Source organism: Rhodococcus sp. IEGM 1408 (assembly GCF_033142235.1).
Classification (GTDB): Bacteria; Actinomycetota; Actinomycetes; order Mycobacteriales; family Mycobacteriaceae; genus Dietzia.
This window is the reverse complement of record NZ_JAWLRW010000006.1, coordinates 207314-221359: the sequence shown is the minus strand read 5'-3', so window position 1 is coordinate 221359 and position 14046 is coordinate 207314. Positions and strand designations below refer to the sequence as shown.

The following is a 14046-nucleotide window of genomic DNA, read 5'->3' as shown; positions in this document are numbered from 1 at the left end:
ATCTCGACGGTGTCGCCGACGGCCTTGAGCCACTTGGTGATGGTGCCCTCGGTGACGGATTCGCCGAGTTCGGGCATGGTCACCTCGGTGCCCTTGCCGCCCCCGGAGGACTTCTTGGCCGGTGCGGGCTCTGCCGCCGGCTTCTCCGCGGCGGGCGCCCCGTTGGCATCGTCGTCGGTCGAGTCCTCGGTCGAGTCATCCGCTGCGAAATCGTCGGCTGCGCTGTCGTCGGAGGACGTGTCCTCGGGCTCGTCGGCGGGCTCGTCGTCGTCGGATGCGGCGCCGTCGCCGATGACGGCGAGGGTGGCGCCGACGTCGACGGTCTCGTCTTCTTCGGCGACGATCTTCTGCAGGGTGCCGGCGACCGGGGAGGGGATCTCGGTGTCGACCTTGTCGGTGGAGACCTCGAGGAGGGGCTCGTCCATCTCGACGGTGTCGCCGACGGCCTTGAGCCACTTGGTGATGGTGCCCTCGGTGACGGATTCGCCGAGTTCGGGCATTGTCACCTCGGTGCCCTTGCCGCCCCCGGAGGACTTCTTCGCGGGCGCGGGGTCGGCCTGCGCGCCGTCGTCCCTACCGGACTCGGCGTCGCCGGCGTCCGCGCTGCCCTGGCTGTCGGAGGCATCGGCGTCAGAGTCGTCGTCGGAGGACGTGTCCTCGGCCGGACCGTCCGCGTCATCCGAACCGCCGGAGCCGTCGTCGATGATCGCGAGCTCGGCGCCGATCTCGACCGTCTCGTCCTCGTCGGCGACGATCTTCTTCAGCGTGCCCGCGGCGGGCGAGGGGATCTCGGTGTCGACTTTGTCGGTCGAGACCTCGAGCAACGGCTCGTCGAGCTCGACCGTGTCCCCCTCCTTCTTGAGCCAGCGGGTGACGGTGCCCTCGCTGACGGATTCACCGAGAGCCGGCATCTGTACGGAGAAGGCCATGGTGTCGTAGCTCCTCAAGAGTTCAGGGCGCTGCTCCCCGGCGCGGTCTGCGCCCGCGGCGAGCGGCGTTGCGGATTATGGATTAGCGGTTCGTTACGACGGTCCGGAGCGGGAACGCGGTAGCGCCGCCCGGATGGTCGCTCACCATTGTGCCCTCTGCCACTGGGCAGTGTCGGCGGACGCACCGATCCGGGCGACCACGGGAACCCGAACCGGCTGGTGCCCGCCAGTTCGTCGGCGCCGTTGCTCGGTACGATCATTTCTCGACAAGCGGCCCCACCCCGGACGGGGGGCCGACGGGAGGAGTCAGACGGTGGCCATCCGAGATCTGTTCCGACGTCGGAGGGCCCGGATCCCCGCGGACCCGGCCGATCTCGCTCATCTACGCACCTGGTGCAAGACGAGGGTCGGGGTCGAGGGCTACCTCGAACCCGAGACCCTGGTCTCGGTGCCGGGACTGTGCCTGGTGGCCTTCGACGGTGAATGGACCCGCAGGCCCGTCGGGGACGTGGCGACCGCCCGGAAGATCACCGGGCAACTGGGGATCCCGCTGTACGACGCCTCGGTGTCGGGCTACCCGGATCGGATGAGGGCGTATTCGGAGGTTCGGATCGCACGTGAGCGCAAGGAGCGGGCCCGTCGGCTCCGCGAGCAGGTGCGCGGAGCCGACGAGCAGTAGCCCCCGGTTGGTTGGTCGACCGGGGGGCGCGGTGAGAATCAGCCGGCCGAGGCAGTGTCCGCAGCGTCCGCAATGTCCTCGAGGACCGCGAGCATCGTCCGCACGGGCACGCCGGTGCCGCCCTTGGGCAGGTAACCCTCGGGGCTGCCGTCGTTGTAGGCCGGGCCCGCCACGTCGATGTGGGCCCACTCGACACCCTCGGCCACGAACTCCTGGAGGAACAGCCCGGCGGAGAGCATTCCGCCCCAGCGGTGCGGGGTCACGTTGGTCAGGTCGGCCACCTCGGAATCCAGCCCGTCGCGGAGTTCCTCGGGCAGCGGCATCGGCCATCCACCCTCGCCCACCTCCCGGCTGAGCTCGGCGACCCGGTCGCGGAAGTCCTCGGTACCCATGACGCCCGGGGTCTTCTTGCCCAGCGCCACCATCTGGGCGCCGGTGAGCGTGGCGGTGTCGATGAGGTGGGAGGGGGAGTCCTCGCAGGCGCGGACGATCGCGTCGGCCAGGATGAGCCGGCCCTCGGCGTCGGTGTTCTGCACCTCGACGGTCGTGCCGCCATACATGGTCAGGACGTCGCCGGGCCGGTACGCGGTCGACGACGGCATGTTCTCCGCCATCGGCACGGTGGCCACCACGGTCAGGTCGAGTCCGAGGCGGGCGGCCAGGATGACGGTCGCGACGACCGCGGCCGCGCCGCCCATGTCCATGGTCATCTGCTCCATGCCGGCGGCCGGCTTGATGGAGATGCCGCCGGTGTCGAAGGTGACTCCCTTGCCCACCAACGCAACGGTGGGGCGCCCCTCGGCGCCGCGGTGCGTCAGGCGGACCAGGCGCGGCGGCCGGGACGAGCCGTTGCCCACCGCGAGGATCCCGCCGAACCCGCCGGCGGCCAGCGCGGACTCGTCCAGCACCTCGACCTCGAGGCCGGCGGCGGTGCCGAGCTCTGCGGCGCGGTCGGCAAAGGAACCGGGGAAGAGCAGGTTGGGCGGGGTGTTGACCAGGTCGCGGGCCAGACCCACACACTCGACGATCGCGGCCGCACGGGTGACGGCGTCGGTGGAGCCCTCGGAGGTGAGGATCCGGAGCGCATCCGCCGCCGTGTCGTCGTCGTCGGTCTTGGCGGTGACCTTGGCCGGGCGGAACGATCCGAGCCCCGCGCCGAGCGCGACGGCCTCGGCGCGGTCGGCGTCGAGCAGCACGAGAGCTGACCCGAGCCCGCGGCAGGCGCGGGCGGCGGCTCCGGCGGCGCGGCGCAGCGACTCGTCGGAGACCTCGGCGTCGGAGGATCCGAGGCCGACCAGGACCACCGAACCGCCGGGGACGCCCTGGGGTGCGGGGAGGCGGGTGGTGGAGCCGACCTTGGTGGAGGCGCCGACGGAGCGCGCCGCCGCGGCGACCGCGGCGGCGGCGTCGTGGGAGAGACCGGGGGCGACGACGACGGGGGTTGCCCCCGCCTTCCCTGCGCCATCAGAGCCATCAGCGCCATTGGCGCCGCTGGCGTCCGCGGCGATGCCGATCACCACGACATCAGACTCGACAGCTGTCGTGACCGCCTCGAGCGGGGCGAGGTCCGGGGTGTGGGTGAGGATCGACTGCGCAGTCGGCATTAAGCGCTCCTGGTGGTCAGTTGGGATTCACGGGGGGCCGTGGCCGCCCGCCCGCACGCGGCGGGACCGCCACGGCGAGGGCACCATAGTCTATCGACTAACGTAGGAGCACAGCCGTACGGGAGAGCGCGAGGAGTAGTCGAGATGTCGGACACCGGGGACCTCAGCGAGGGGCCACTGCACTCTCGACACGCGCAGGCAGGGGCTGCCTTCGCCGCCTTCGGGGGTTGGTCCATGCCGGTCCAGTATTCCGGAACCGTCGCCGAGCACACCGCCACCCGAACGGCCGTGGGGCTGTTCGACGTGAGCCACCTGGGCAAGGCGCTCGTCGCCGGCCCGGGGGCGGCGGAGTTCGTCAACACGTGCTTCACCAATGACCTCGACCGGATCTCCGCTGGTAGCGCGCAGTACACGCTGTGCTGCGACGAGTCCGGGGGAGTGGTGGACGACCTCATCGCCTACCGGGTGTCGGACGAGGAGATCTTCCTCATCCCCAACGCCGCCAACACTGCCGAGGTGGTCAGGCGGCTGCAGGCCGCCGCCGCCGAGCGTGCGCCCGGGGTGAGCGTGACCGACGAGCACCGTTCGCGCGCCGTGCTCGCCGTCCAGGGCCCGCTCGCCGGGGAGGTCCTCACCGCGCTCGGCTTGCCCACCGACCTGGACTACATGGCCTACGCCGACGCGGACTGGGGCGGTAGCTCCGTCCGGGTCTGCCGCACGGGGTACACGGGTGAGTACGGATTCGAGGTCCTGCCCGAATGGGACCAGGCCGGCCCGATCTGGGACGCGCTCGCCGAGCAGGTGCTGTCCCGCGAGGGCGCGCTGTGTGGCCTCGGCGCCCGCGACTCGCTGCGCACCGAGGCCGGTTACCCGCTCCACGGCAACGAGCTCTCGTTAGACCTGAGCCCGCTCGAGGCCCGCTGCGCCTGGGCCATCGGCTGGGACAAGCCGTCCTTCTGGGGCCGCGAGGAGCTGCTCCGTCAGAAGGCGGCCGGGCCCGCCCGGCGCATGTACGCCCTCGAGGTCACCGGACGCGGCATCCCCCGCGCGGGCCAGTCCGTCCGAGCCGGCGGGCAGGAAGTCGGCGTGACCAGTTCGGGCACGTTCTCGCCCACCCTCAAGACGGGGATCGCGCTCGCGTTCATCGCGTTGGACGCCGGGCTGAAGAAGGGCGACGAGGTCGTCGTCGACGTACGGGGACGAGAGGTACCGTGCCGCCTCGCGGTACCCCCGCTCGTGGAGATCCACACCCGCTAGCCCCGCCCCTTCTCACCTAAGCGAGACGACATGTCCCAGTTCGATATCCGCCCGTCGGCCTCCCCGAAGTCGGCCGAGGAGCGTCAGGCCATCCTGGCCGAGCCCGGGTTCGGTCGGCACTTCACCGACCACATGATCACCCTCCCGTACTCGGACGGCACCTGGGGGACACCGGTCGTCGAGGCCTACGCCCCGCTGTCGATCGACCCCTCCGCGGTGGTTCTGCACTACGCCCAGACGATCTTCGAGGGCCTTAAGGCCTACCGCCAGGCCGACGACTCGATCGCGTCCTTCCGCCCCGAGCAGAACGCCGCCCGGTTCAACCGTTCCGCGAAGCGCCTTGCCATGCCGCAGCTCCCGGAGGAACTCTTCATGGAGTCGCTGCGTCAGATCGTCGCGATCGACCGGGACTGGGTCCCCGCCGCCGGCGGCGAGGAGTCGCTGTACCTGCGGCCGTTCATGATCGCGACCGAGACCGGGCTGGGCGTCCGGCCCGCCAACGAGTACCTGTATTCCGTGATCGCCTCACCCGCCGGGGCCTACTTCTCCAGGGGCGTGGCTCCGGTGAGTGTCTGGCTGAGCACCGAGTACGTGCGGGCAAGCCCGGGCGGCACCGGCGCGGCCAAGTTCGGCGGGAACTACGCGGCGTCCCTGGCCGCTCAGGAGCAGGCCGCCGAGAAGGGCTGCGACCAGGTGGTCTGGCTGGACGCCATCGAGCGCAAGTACGTCGAGGAGATGGGCGGGATGAACCTGTTCTTCATCTTCGGCTCCGGCGACTCCGCCGAGATCGTCACACCGGAGTTGTCCGGCTCCCTCCTGCCCGGTGTCACCCGCGACAGCCTGCTGCAGCTGTCGCGCCACCTCGGCTACCGGGTGACGGAGCGGAAGGTGTCGGTCGAGGAGTGGGAGTCCGGGGTGGCTTCGGGCGAGATCACCGAGGTGTTCGCCTGCGGCACGGCCGCGGTGATCACGCCGGTCGGTTCGGTCCAGCATGCCGACGGCGGGTACACGGTCGGCGACGGCGGCCCCGGCGAGATCACCATGCTGCTGCGTGAGACGCTCACCGGGATCCAGCGCGGCTCGGTGGAGGACACGTTCGGCTGGATGACCAGCCTGGACTGACCGTCCTCGACGCGTTCCGCCCGGCCCCGCCGATCCCGTCGAGAAGAGGGATTCGTGCACGTGTCTCTCGCATTGTCAGAGCAGGAGCACGGCCGCGACGAGCGCCGCGGCCGCGCCCAGCTCGATTCCCGCCCCCAGGACGTCCCCGTTGATGCCACCGAGCCGGCGGACGGCGTGCCGGGCGAAGCCCGCGGCCGCGCAGTACGCGGCGATGCCGACGGCAGCCCCGGCGACAGGCGCCCACCAGAGCGCCCCGGACAGCCCGGCCCCGGACCAACCGGATCCGGACCACTCGGCTCCGGACCACCCGGAACCCGCCAGGCCGGCCCCCGCCGCCGCGCACACCAGCCCGACCGCCAGTACCGCGGCCCGCGACTGCGACCCGGCGACCAGCGCGCCGAAGCCTGACGGGGACGCCGCGGGCACCCCACGCCGGAGCTGGACCACGGGCAGGCACCGCGACAGGACAAAGGCCGCGATCGGCGCGAGCCACGCGCCGGACCCGACCAGCGTCCCGAGCGCGGCGACCTCGGCGAGCAATACCAGGACCAGGGCCGCCGCCCCCATCGGGCCCACGGACCCTGACCTCATGATCTCCAGTGCACGGTCGGGACCGGCGTACGAGCCCAGTCCGTCGACGGTGTCGGCCAGCGCGTCCACGTGCATCCCGCGAGTCAGCGCCAGCACTACAGTCACCCCGACGACACCGGAGATCACAGGCCCGGCCCCGAGCGCGTGCGCGGCGTGGGCGGCCGCGGTGGCGACGGTCCCGCAGACCAACCCCACGACCGGCATCGCCGTCATCGACCGACCGGCGGCGGCCGCGTCCGGGATCCCGGGTCGGCCGACGGGGAGCACCGTCATCCAGGACAGGGACAGGCGGACCGCGTCGAGCACGAGACGTCAGTCCTTGCCGCTGACCCCGGCGTCGGCGAAGGTCGCCATCTCCGTGAGGATCGCGATCGCGGCGTGGACGGTGGGCAGGGCGGCGACGGCGCCGCTGCCCTCGCCCAGGCGCATGGAGTGCTCGAGGATCGGGTCGAGCGAGAGGTAGGTCAACGCTGCAGAGTGCGCGGGTTCGGCGCTCCGGTGTCCGGACACCCACCACTGGCGGGACCCGGGGGCCAGCGATTCGGCCAGCAGCGCGGCAGCGGTGACCACCGAGCCGTCGAGGATGCAGGGGGTCTTGCGGACCGCGGCCTGGGCGAGGAAGCCGGCCATCGCGGCGATGTCGGCGCCCGCGACCCGACGCAGCATCGCGACGGGATCCCGCAGGTCACGGGAGGTCCGGAACATGGCATCCCGGATCGCGGCGGTCTTGCGCATCCAGCCCTCGTCGTCGACCCCGGTGCCGCGACCGACCAGCTCGACCGGTTCCCGCCCGGTGACCAGGCAGGTGAGCACGGTCGCAGGCGTGGTGTTACCGATCCCGAGATCGCCCGCGATGAGCAGGTCCGCCCCGGAATCCACCTCCTCGTCGGCGATCCGCCGGCCCGCGGCGATCGCGGCGCGGACCTCCTCGGCGCTCAACGAGTCCTCCCGGTCGATGGCCCCACTCGAGCGTCGGATCTTGTGGTCGTCCAGACCGCCGGGACGCTCGGCGGACATGGCCATGTCCGCGACCCGGACCGTGGCCCGGGCCGCGCGGGCCAGCACGGACACCGCCGCGCCACCACCCACGATGTTGTCGGCCATCTGCAGCGTGACCTCGGGCGGATACGCGGACACCCCGTGTCGGGCGATGCCGTGATCACCCGCGAACACCACCACCCGGGCGCGCTCGAGCCGCCGCGGCGGGCAGGTCTCCTGACACGAGGAGATCCACACGCCGAGTTCCTCCAGACGCCCGAGGGAGCCCGCCGGCTTGGTGAGGTCGAGCTGTCGGGCGCGGGCCTCGTCGGCGACGGCGTGCGACGGGGGGTGGACCGGGGGGAAGGCCACGGGGTCGTCGTAGAAGGCGACGTCCCGCAGTCCGGGGAAGTCGTGGGGGACCGCAGCGTCGACGCGGTCAGCGTCATCGACAGAGACGGGCTCGGGGGCGGTCTCGGGCTCGGGGGCGGCGGCGACGGGGGTCGACGAGGTGTCGGTCGCTACCGCGGCGGCGACCGGGGTCACCGACGACGGGGCGGGAGGTCGCCCCGCCCCTGAGTCGCCCGCCCCGGAGCCGCCCGCCCCGGAGCCGCCCGGCGCGGGGTCCAGGGGGAGCGCGCGCCCGGCGACGACGAGGACCGCCGAGTCGCAGACGTCGGCCAGTCGCCGGTTGAGCGACCCGATCAGGTCAGAGAAGAGCCGCCCCGCGAGGGTGTCCGGCACCACGCCGAGGCCGACCTCGGGCGAGACCAGGATGAGGGTGCCGGGATGGTCGGCCACCGCCGAGACGAGGGCGTCGACCTCGTCCGCCACGGCCGCCCCGCCGTCCGTCCACCCGAGGGTGGCGTCCATCCGGTGCGTCAGCCAGCCCCCGAGATCGTCCACGAGCACGGTGGCCCGGGGATGCTGCGCCAGCACCCGGGCGATCTCGGTGGTCTCCTCGGTCGCCCACTCCGCGGGCCGGCGCCCGGTGTGCGCGGCGATCCGGCCGGCCATCTCGTCGTCGTCGGGATCACGTCGCGCGGTCGCGACGTACACCACGTCGGTACCAGTGGCGGCGGCCAACGCCTCGGCGTGGGCGGACTTACCCGAGCGGGTTCCGCCGAGGACGAGCAGGCGCATGGAGGTTAGGGCCTTCCGGGGATCGGTGGGAGGTCAGATGGCGTCGCCCGGGCGGACCCGGGGGCGCGGGGTACGGAGCATCCGCGGCTGCGTCGCGCGCATCACCGCGTACCAACCCAGCCCGAAGCCGGTGTCGTCGGTGTCCGGGAACCGCTCGCGGACCGCCCTGTTGACCGTCCGGCCCAGGAGGACGCCGTCCACGATGACCACGGCGATGAGCACCAGGAACAGCGTCTGGCTGTAGGCCATGAGCGTGGGATCGGGGATGAGCTGGAAGATGATCACGAACAGCGCGAGCGGCATGAACCAGTTGATCAGGCGCCGGTGGGTGTCGATCCAGTCGCGGGTGAAGCGCCGGACATCGCCGCGGTCGCGCGAGAGAACGTAGCGGTCGTCGCCCTGCATCATGAGCTGGCGGCGTTCTTCCCGCTCTTCCCGTTGCTTGACCCGGGCGGCCTTGCGCTCGTCCTTGGTCATGCTGGCCTCGGTGGCCTTCCGACGCTCCTTGGCCTCCTTGCGGGTGACCGGCGCGGTGACGGGGCCCGTCCGCAGACCACGCGCCCGCTCCTGGTCGCGACGCCTGGGGGTGGGCTTGCCCTTCCCGGCAGGGCGGCCTCCACCGCCGGACAACTCGCCGGCCGCGGCGGACGCAGCCACCGGCCCGACCTCCGGACCTGCGGAGTCTTTGCCGGGATCGTTCTTACTGGAGCGGAATGCAGGCAACTTCACATGCCCAGGCTAGGCGATCGGTCCGGACGACGGACATTCACCCGTACGCCACTCCGGGCGTATGGTCTGGAGGGGAATGGAAGCCCGGGGAATAGAGAGCTCCCCGGTGGGCGTTGCATCACTACAGGACGCCACCGAAGACCTTCTCGGATCGCAAGGAGAACCGACATGACCACTGCGGAGAACGCCACCACCGCCACCGGTGTACTGCTCACCGACGCCGCCGCCTCGAAGGCCAGGGCCCTCCTCGACCAGGAGGGTCGCGACGACCTGTCGCTGCGCATCGCCGTTCAGCCCGGTGGCTGTGCCGGCCTGCGGTACCAGCTGTTCTTTGATGACCGCTCGCTCGACGGCGACGTGATCGACGACTTCGACGGCATCAAGCTCGCCGTCGACCGGATGAGCGTGCCCTACCTCACGGGGGCTTCGATCGACTTCGTCGACACCATCGAGAAGCAGGGCTTCACCATCGACAACCCGCAGGCCACCGGCTCCTGCGCGTGCGGGGACTCGTTCAACTGACCGCTCACTGGCGTTGACGACCCGGGCTGATCGCTGATCAGCCCGGGTCGTCTACTGTCTGGGACATGCCCGTAGTTATCACAGGTTCCATCGCCACCGACCACCTCATGACCTTCTCGGGTCAGTTCTCCGAGCAGCTCCTGCCGGACCAGCTCGCGCACGTGTCGCTGAGCTTCCTCGTGGATTCACTGCAGATCCGCCGGGGTGGGGTCGGCGGCAACATCGCCTTCGCGCTCGGTGTGCTGGGCCGTGAGCCCCACCTGGTGGGCGCCGCCGGCGAGGACTTTGCCGAGTACCGCCAGTGGTTGGAGCGCCACGGCGTGGACTGTTCGGCCGTCCACATCAGCTCCGCCCTCCACACCGCGCGCTTCGTGTGCACCACGGACGCGGACATGGCACAGCTCGCCTCGTTCTACCCCGGCGCGATGGGCGAGGCGGCCACCATCTCGCTGGCCCGCCTGGTCGAGCGGATCGGCCGGCCCGAGCTCGTGCTGATCGGCGCCAACGATCCGACCGCCATGAACTCCCACACCGCCGAGTGCCGTGAACTCGGACTGGATTTCGCCGCCGACCCCTCCCAGCAGCTGGCATTCCTCGACGGCGAGGCGGCCGCCGCGCTGGTCGACGGCGCGCGGTACCTGTTCACCAACGAGTACGAGTACGAGTTGCTCCTCAACAAGACCGGGTGGACGGCCGAGGAGCTCGACTCCAAGGTCGGCACCCGCATCACCACCCGGGGTGGCAAGGGCGTCGTGATCGTGGAGAAGGGCGCCGAGCCCCTCGAGGTGGGCGTGGTCCCTTCGGAAAACCTCCTCGACCCCACGGGTGTCGGCGACGCGTTCCGCGCCGGTTTCCTCTCGGGTGTCCTCGACGGCCTCACGCTGGAGCGCTCGGCCCAGTTCGGCGCGCTCATCGCCACCCACGTGCTCGAGACCACGGGTACCCAGGAGTGGACCATCGATTCCGCCGCCGCGCGTCGTCGGCTGGCGGCGGCCTACGGCGAGGAGGCCGCGGAAGAGCTCGCGGCACTGCTCCCCGCCTGACCCGCCCCGCCTGGGCCCCATCGACAAGAGCGTTCCGCACGCATTCCCCGAGAGGGAGGTGTGCGGAACGTCCTTTTCGATGGATCCGGGCCGTGCGGGCCGTGCGGGCCGTGCGGGCCATGCGGCCCCGGGGCCGGCCGCGTGGCGAGCCGCAGGGGTGTGCAGCTAGAGCCGGACGGGGTAGTCCCGCTGCTCGATCTGCGGGGTGATCCGACCCTCCACAAAGATCCCGTGCCAGATCATGAAGCACAGCATGGTCCAGATCCGGCGGCTGTGGTCGGAGGTGCCGGCCCGGTGCTCGTCGAGCATCCGCAGCACCGCGCCGGAGTCGATGAACTCAGCGGTGCCCGAGGCCATGACGTGCTCGCGCGCCCAGTCGTGCAGCTCCGGCCCGGCCAGCCAGTGGCGCATCGGGACGGGGAACCCGAGCTTCTTCCGGTGTAGAACGTGCGCGGGCACGATCCCCTCCAGCGCGCGACGCAGCGCGTACTTGGTGGTGCCGTGCGCCACCTTCTCCGTATGGGGCAGGCGGGAGGCGACCTCGTAGACCTCACGGTCCAGGAACGGCACCCGCAGTTCGAGCGAGTTGGCCATGGTCACCTTGTCCGCCTTGACCAGGATGTCGCCGCGCAGCCACGTGAACAGGTCCAGGTGTTGCATGCGGGCCACGGGGTCCCAGCCGCGGGAGCGCTCGTAGATCGGCGCCGTGACGTCCTGGTGGCCCCACTCCGGTCGGTAGTCCTTGAGGACCGAGCGCACCTGGTCCTCGGAGAACGAGCGCGCGTTGCCGTAGTAGCGGTCCTCCAGGCTCATCGATCCGCGGTGCAGCAGGCTCTTGCCGCGGGTGCCGTCGGGGATCTTGGTACTCAGCCGGCCCAGGGCCCGCCGGATCCCCCCGGGAACCTTCTCGAACGGCGCCAGCGAGAGCGGCTCCTTGTAGATGGTGTAGCCGCCGAAGAGCTCATCGGCGCCCTCGCCCGAGAGGACCACCTTGACGTGCTTGCGGGCCTCGCGGGCCACGAAGTACAGCGGGACCAGTGCCGGATCCGCAACGGGCTCGTCGAGGTACCAGATGATCTCGGGGATGGCGGCGGAGAACTCCTCGGGCGAGACCACCTTGACGATGTGCTCCACCCCGATCGCGGCGGCGGACTCGGCTGCCACGTCGACCTCCGAGTAACCGTCCCGCTCGAAACCGGTGGTGAAGGTCAGGAGGTTCTCGTTGTGTCGGCGGGCGAGCGCGGCGATCGCGGTGGAGTCGATCCCGCCGGACAGGAAGGATCCCACGGTGACGTCGGCGCGCATGTGCTTGGCCACGGAGTCCTCGAGCGCGGCTGCGATCTCGTCGTAGCGACGCTGTGCCTCTCCGTCGGCAATCGGGACGACCGGGAAGGTCGGCTCGAAGTACCGCTCGATCACCGGGGCGGTGCCGGGGGAGAGGGTGGCGTGGCAGCCGGACTCGAGGCGGCGGACACCGCGGGTCAGCGTCTCGTCCTCCGGGACGTACTGGAGGGTGACGTAGTGCTGGAGGGCGCGGGTGTCGAGAGAGGTGTCGACGGCGAGGAGGTCGACCAGTTCGGTGATCGACTTCTTCTCGCTCGCGAACGCGGTGCCCCCGGGGCCGGTGGCCATGTAGAGCGGCTTGATGCCAAACGGGTCGCGGGCCACGAACAGCGTGCGCTCGACGGTGTCCCAGATGGCGAAGGCGAACATCCCGCGGAGCCGGTTGACGGCGGCCGGGCCCCAGTGGTGGAACGCGACGATGATCGGCTCGCCGTCGCCCCCGGTCTCGAACTCGGCCCCGAACTCCGCCGTGAGCTCCGCGCGGAGCTCCAGGTAGTTGTAGATCTCACCGTTGAAGGTCAGGGCATAGCGATCGGGTTGCTCGGGCGGCCCCCAGCGCAGCGGCTGGTGCGAGTGGGCGATGTCGATGATCGACAGGCGGTTGAAACCGAACGTCAGGTCGCCGTCGACCCATGTCCCGACCTCGTCGGGACCGCGGTGACGCTGGCATCCCATCGCGTCCAGGACCCTCGATTCATGGGTACGGGCGGACCCGTCGGGGGTGAGCAGACCAAGCAGGCCACACATTCGTCGGGTACCTCGTCGATCGTCGTCGGGGGTGGGGCAGGACCCGCGTCTGCGGGTCGCGATGGGTTCGAATACTACTGCTCCAGAACATCCCGGCCGGGTCGCCGGACGGGGAGGGGGGCAGTTCGGTGAAATGCCGGGACCCGCGGCTTCCAAACTGAGAGCAGTGGTCTACTCTTCTAAGGTGTCCCGGCCACGTGGCCGGTGCCGCTGATCAGGAAGGCGTGATGGTGGAACAGCGTGACGGGCGTCGTCGGACGCGCAGGGCTGCACTCGCGGTGTCTCTGGGCACTTTAGGCGTTTTGTTGTCCGGTTGTAGCCTCCACACCGATAACAAGTGGTGGAACCAGACCATGAACTTCGGGTTCCCCAACGGGATCACACCCGAGGGCATCGCCGTGCGCGAGTTCTGGACCCTCGTCGTGGTCACCTCGCTGATCATCGGCTTCTTCGTGTGGGGCCTGATCTTCTGGTCGATGGCCTTCCACCGCAAGCGGAAGAACGACAACGGGGAGTTCCCGCGCCAGACGGCGTACAACGTCCCGCTCGAGCTGATCTACACGGCCGTGCCGTTCGTGATCATCTCCGTGCTCTTCTACTTCACCGTCATCACCCAGAACAAGGTCCTCGACCTCCGTCCGGAGGAGGAGGTCGGCGTCAAGGTGGACGTCACCGCGTTCCAGTGGAACTGGAAGTTCGGCTACAACAAGGTCGACGTCGCCGGGGTGAACATCGCGGACGGCACCAACCAGGAGGCCACGCGCGATGCGCAGGAGGCCGGTGTCCTCTCCGAGGAGCAGCGTGAGGCGCTCGGCCACCACGATGAGCCGGCTGCGGGCGGGCCCATCCACGGGCGCCTCGCCGAGGACAAGTCGTACCTGCACTACAACAACATCGAGACCGTTGGTACCTCCGAGGAGGTCCCGGTGCTGGTGCTGCCGACCGACACGCGGATCGAGTTCCGCCTCGCCGCGGCCGACGTGGTCCACTCCTTCTGGATCCCCGAGTTCATCTTCAAGCTGGACGTCATGCCGCACCCCGGCAAGAACCAGCAGCTGAGCATGTTCCAGATCTCCGAGCTCGAGCGTGAGGGCGCGTTCGTCGGACGGTGCGCTGAGATGTGTGGTGCCTACCACGCCATGATGAACTTCGAGCTCCGGGCCGTCTCGCCCGAGGACTTCGCGCAGTACATCCAGTTCCGTCAGGACAACCCGACCGCGTCCAACGCGGAGGCGCTGGAGTCCATCGGCCAGGAGCCGTACTCCACGTCCACGTCGCCGTTCAAGACCGGTCGCAGCGACACCCGCGACCAGAACAACATCATCGAGAACGCATCCGCTAACTGACGTCTCTCCCGG

12 protein-coding genes are annotated in these 14046 nt (G+C 70.5%); 6 read left to right on the top strand and 6 right to left on the bottom strand.

Going from position 1 to position 14046, the window contains the following annotated elements; all coding sequences use genetic code 11:
- Window positions 1-929, bottom strand: a 929-nt coding sequence (locus R4P08_RS11660; protein WP_317814022.1) for a biotin/lipoyl-containing protein, incomplete at its 3' end; no start/stop codon positions are given.
- 313 nt (window positions 930-1242) lie between these two features.
- On the opposite strand from R4P08_RS11660, the gene R4P08_RS11655 reads away from it, so the two are divergent.
- A complete protein-coding gene (locus tag R4P08_RS11655) occupies window positions 1243-1608 on the top strand; it encodes an oxidoreductase (RefSeq protein ID WP_317814021.1) in 366 nt (121 codons plus the stop codon).
- A 38-nt stretch (window positions 1609-1646) separates the two neighbouring features.
- Here R4P08_RS11655 and R4P08_RS11650 read toward each other — a convergent pair whose 3' ends face one another.
- The gene (locus R4P08_RS11650) at window positions 1647-3212 is read right to left on the bottom strand and encodes a leucyl aminopeptidase (RefSeq protein WP_317814020.1); all 1566 of its coding nucleotides are present in this window, start codon (window positions 3210-3212) and stop codon (window positions 1647-1649) included.
- 144 nt (window positions 3213-3356) lie between these two features.
- Between R4P08_RS11650 and gcvT the strand changes: the two genes are divergently transcribed.
- Both gcvT and R4P08_RS11640 read left to right on the top strand, forming a co-directional pair.
- The gene (gene gcvT / locus R4P08_RS11645; protein ID WP_317814019.1) at window positions 3357-4469 is read left to right on the top strand and encodes a glycine cleavage system aminomethyltransferase GcvT; all 1113 of its coding nucleotides are present in this window, start codon (window positions 3357-3359) and stop codon (window positions 4467-4469) included.
- A gap of 30 nt (window positions 4470-4499) precedes the next feature.
- On the top strand, window positions 4500-5591 hold the full coding sequence (locus R4P08_RS11640; protein ID WP_317814018.1) for a branched-chain amino acid aminotransferase: 1092 nt from the start codon (window positions 4500-4502) through the stop codon (window positions 5589-5591).
- A gap of 75 nt (window positions 5592-5666) precedes the next feature.
- On the opposite strand, the gene R4P08_RS11635 is transcribed toward R4P08_RS11640, so the two are convergent.
- From R4P08_RS11635 to R4P08_RS11625, 3 genes are read right to left on the bottom strand one after another with little or no spacing between them, the layout of a single operon-like run.
- Window positions 5667-6488, bottom strand: coding sequence for an adenosylcobinamide-GDP ribazoletransferase (locus R4P08_RS11635; protein WP_317814017.1), 822 nt, complete (start codon window positions 6486-6488; stop codon window positions 5667-5669).
- A 6-nt stretch (window positions 6489-6494) separates the two neighbouring features.
- Window positions 6495-8303 (bottom strand): nicotinate-nucleotide--dimethylbenzimidazole phosphoribosyltransferase, encoded by a 1809-nt coding sequence (gene cobT, locus R4P08_RS11630; RefSeq protein ID WP_317814016.1) that lies wholly within the window; start codon window positions 8301-8303, stop codon window positions 6495-6497.
- 33 nt (window positions 8304-8336) lie between these two features.
- On the bottom strand, window positions 8337-9032 hold the full coding sequence (locus R4P08_RS11625; RefSeq protein ID WP_317814015.1) for a DUF3043 domain-containing protein: 696 nt from the start codon (window positions 9030-9032) through the stop codon (window positions 8337-8339).
- Window positions 9033-9200: 168 nt separating this feature from the next.
- Here R4P08_RS11625 and R4P08_RS11620 point away from each other — a divergent pair, with 168 nt between their 5' ends.
- A complete protein-coding gene (locus R4P08_RS11620; protein WP_317814014.1) occupies window positions 9201-9554 on the top strand; it encodes an iron-sulfur cluster assembly accessory protein in 354 nt (117 codons plus the stop codon).
- A gap of 65 nt (window positions 9555-9619) precedes the next feature.
- Window positions 9620-10597, top strand: coding sequence for a carbohydrate kinase family protein (locus R4P08_RS11615; protein ID WP_317814013.1), 978 nt, complete (start codon window positions 9620-9622; stop codon window positions 10595-10597).
- A 165-nt stretch (window positions 10598-10762) separates the two neighbouring features.
- Here R4P08_RS11615 and asnB read toward each other — a convergent pair whose 3' ends face one another.
- Window positions 10763-12688: an asparagine synthase (glutamine-hydrolyzing) gene (asnB, locus tag R4P08_RS11610; RefSeq protein WP_317814012.1), complete on the bottom strand. Its 1926-nt coding sequence runs from the start codon at window positions 12686-12688 to the stop codon at window positions 10763-10765.
- A 227-nt stretch (window positions 12689-12915) separates the two neighbouring features.
- Between asnB and R4P08_RS11605 the strand changes: the two genes are divergently transcribed.
- Entirely contained in the window at window positions 12916-14034 is a 1119-nt protein-coding gene (locus R4P08_RS11605) for a cytochrome c oxidase subunit II (protein WP_317814011.1), read from the top strand.
- The last annotated feature ends 12 nt before the right edge of the window (window positions 14035-14046 follow it).

Coding starts and splice junctions, on each gene's coding strand:
- R4P08_RS11650 (WP_317814020.1), bottom strand. CDS start 3,212: ATGCCGACTGCGCAGTCGATCCTCACCCACACCCCGGACCTCGCCCCG.
- gcvT (WP_317814019.1), top strand. CDS start 3,357: ATGTCGGACACCGGGGACCTCAGCGAGGGGCCACTGCACTCTCGACAC.
- R4P08_RS11640 (WP_317814018.1), top strand. CDS start 4,500: ATGTCCCAGTTCGATATCCGCCCGTCGGCCTCCCCGAAGTCGGCCGAG.
- cobT (WP_317814016.1), bottom strand. CDS start 8,303: ATGCGCCTGCTCGTCCTCGGCGGAACCCGCTCGGGTAAGTCCGCCCAC.
- R4P08_RS11620 (WP_317814014.1), top strand. CDS start 9,201: ATGACCACTGCGGAGAACGCCACCACCGCCACCGGTGTACTGCTCACC.
- R4P08_RS11615 (WP_317814013.1), top strand. CDS start 9,620: ATGCCCGTAGTTATCACAGGTTCCATCGCCACCGACCACCTCATGACC.
- asnB (WP_317814012.1), bottom strand. CDS start 12,688: ATGTGTGGCCTGCTTGGTCTGCTCACCCCCGACGGGTCCGCCCGTACC.
- R4P08_RS11605 (WP_317814011.1), top strand. CDS start 12,916: ATGGTGGAACAGCGTGACGGGCGTCGTCGGACGCGCAGGGCTGCACTC.